This is a genomic window from Dyella sp., assembly GCF_036746095.1.
Lineage (GTDB): Bacteria > Pseudomonadota > Gammaproteobacteria > Xanthomonadales > Rhodanobacteraceae > Dyella_B.
On record NZ_DAIOEU010000098.1, the window covers coordinates 5,652 to 7,728 of the forward strand.

Here is a 2,077-nt window from a genome sequence, read left to right on the forward strand (position 1 = left end):
GCAAGATTGCGATTGGCGTGCTGGCTTCGCTCACTTTCCACGCGCACCGAGACGCCAGTAGCAATATGCGTTGCGCGGATGGCCGAGCTGGTCTTGTTCACATGCTGACCGCCCGGTCCTCTCGCCCGCATCGCCTCGAAGCGAATTTCGCCATCCGTCATCGTGTCCACGGCCTCGCACCGCTCCACGCCGATGAACCAGTTCTTGCGCCGATGACCCGGACGGTACGGACTTTCGCAAATCCATTGCACGGTGCCAATCCAGCTTCTGGCGAGAACATCGGCAGCGTCGCCGCGCAACTCCAGCAAGACAGATCGCAGCGTGCCGCCGCGCTCCCCGTCCTCCTGTTCGAGCAACTCGACGGTAACGGCATGGTTACCGGCCTCGTTCTCAAGGCGCCTCAGTGCCTTGCTGACTGCCAGCTGGCATTCCACCGGCCCCTGCGCCGAAGATATTTGCAACATGATCATCAGCAGCAGCCTCCCGCCGTCTTGTAAGTGAGCACTGGCGCAAGCCGCGCCAATCGTCGGATCACGCCAGCAGCTTCCAGCGCCTTCACAACGCTTTCGACTGGCTTGTACGCTTGCGGTGCCTCCTCGTACAGCAGCTCGCGGTCCTCGCAGATCACGCGATTGCCAAGCGGCGTGCGCGCCAGGTCCGCAAGTGAGAAACGATGTGCGAGGCGACTCTTGCAATCGCCGCGCGCCCATTTTCGACCGGCACCGTGAGCCAGTGAATGCAGCGTCGCCGACGATAACTCCGGGACGGGCTGCACCAGATAGCTGTAGTCACCACGCGAACCCGGAATCACCACCGCCCCCAGATCGGTCGGCGTTGCACCCTTGCGATGTAACCAGCCTGACAGTCCATCAACCAACGCCTCGCACAGCAGGTTATGGTTGACGTCCAGCAGGCACCGCCCATCGCCGCGTAGGCGGGCAAGCATGCGTTGCGCAATCAGTTGGCGATTAGCCACGGCGAACTTCAGCGCCTCGGCATGGCGCTCCAAGTAGGAACGGCACTCCGGGCTGTCGACTTGCAGTCCGTTGTGGCCATGCGTGCGTACGTGCGATTGAAGAATCGACTGACCGAATCCACGTGAACCGCTATGCACCAAAAGCTGCAGCCGAGCCGTGTCGAGTCCCATGTCACGGACCGCATCAGGCGCGAATACTTCATCTATACGCTGCAGTTCCGCAAAGTGGTTGCCAGAGCCGATAGTCCCAAGCGCCGATGCAAAGGCATGGTCCTGCAACCCGAAGTCCACAATCAGCGAATGCCAACTTTCGTCGAGCGGCCCGTCGATTGATCCGAGATGTTTCGTCATCTTTGACGCACTATTGCGTTGTACGTCGAGGTTGGTTTGCCACAGACTCATGCCACAGCCGATATCACCGCCGATCAGGGCCGGATACAGCCAGTCTTGAGAGAAGAACACCGCGCCGACCGGATAGCCACGGCCCGGATGCAGATCAGGCATACCGGCCACGCGCAACATGCCAGGCAGCGTCGCAGTTTGTTTCAGTTGTTGGATCGCTTCGCCTTCGATCCAGGTTTCGGCGGACGCGCACAAGATGACGCCATCCGCCAGCGTTTGAAGGGGATTGCCCATGAGTATTTCCGTTCAGAAGAATGAAGAACGGCGGGCAGAAGTTCGGACACAACGCAAATGCGCTGCTCGAAACAGAAGAACCGGGATACCTTCAGTCGGAAATAGTCAAATTGACCATCTGCCACGATGGCAGAACACTGAAGAATGCGATAGACGCGATGAACCCGAACTACGACCCGCGGCGGGAGAAGCGCAGTTGTGCAGTCATGTTGTCATCTCCTTTTGGCGGTGGGTTGGTGGGAGTGGCGACTCTACCACGGCGTACATGATCACGGAACACATCGCCGCCGCAGGCTGTGGCGTTATGACGACGCACAGCCTTGCGTAGGCAAGCATGTCCCGGTGATTCAAGCGCGCGTTGCCATAAGCTCCAACACCAGATCGAGTTTGTTGTTGAGCGCCGCGGCAACGGTGTCGATCTTCTTGTCGAGCGCTGCGGCAACGGTATCGATTTTCTTGTCGAGC

The 2,077-nt window shown here is 59.6% G+C and carries 2 protein-coding genes; both read right to left on the reverse strand.

The genetic code is table 11. From position 1 onward, the window contains the following. Nucleotides 1-470 (reverse strand): peptide chain release factor H (prfH, locus tag V7M64_RS21690; protein ID WP_333682199.1); only part of this gene is annotated, 470 nt, incomplete at its 3' end. Continuing rightward, nucleotides 470-1,612: an RNA ligase RtcB family protein gene (locus tag V7M64_RS21695; RefSeq protein ID WP_333682200.1), complete on the reverse strand. Its 1,143-nt coding sequence runs from the start codon at nt 1,610-1,612 to the stop codon at nt 470-472. The genes prfH and V7M64_RS21695, both read right to left, overlap by 1 nt. Between the last annotated feature and the right edge of the window lie 465 nt (nt 1,613-2,077).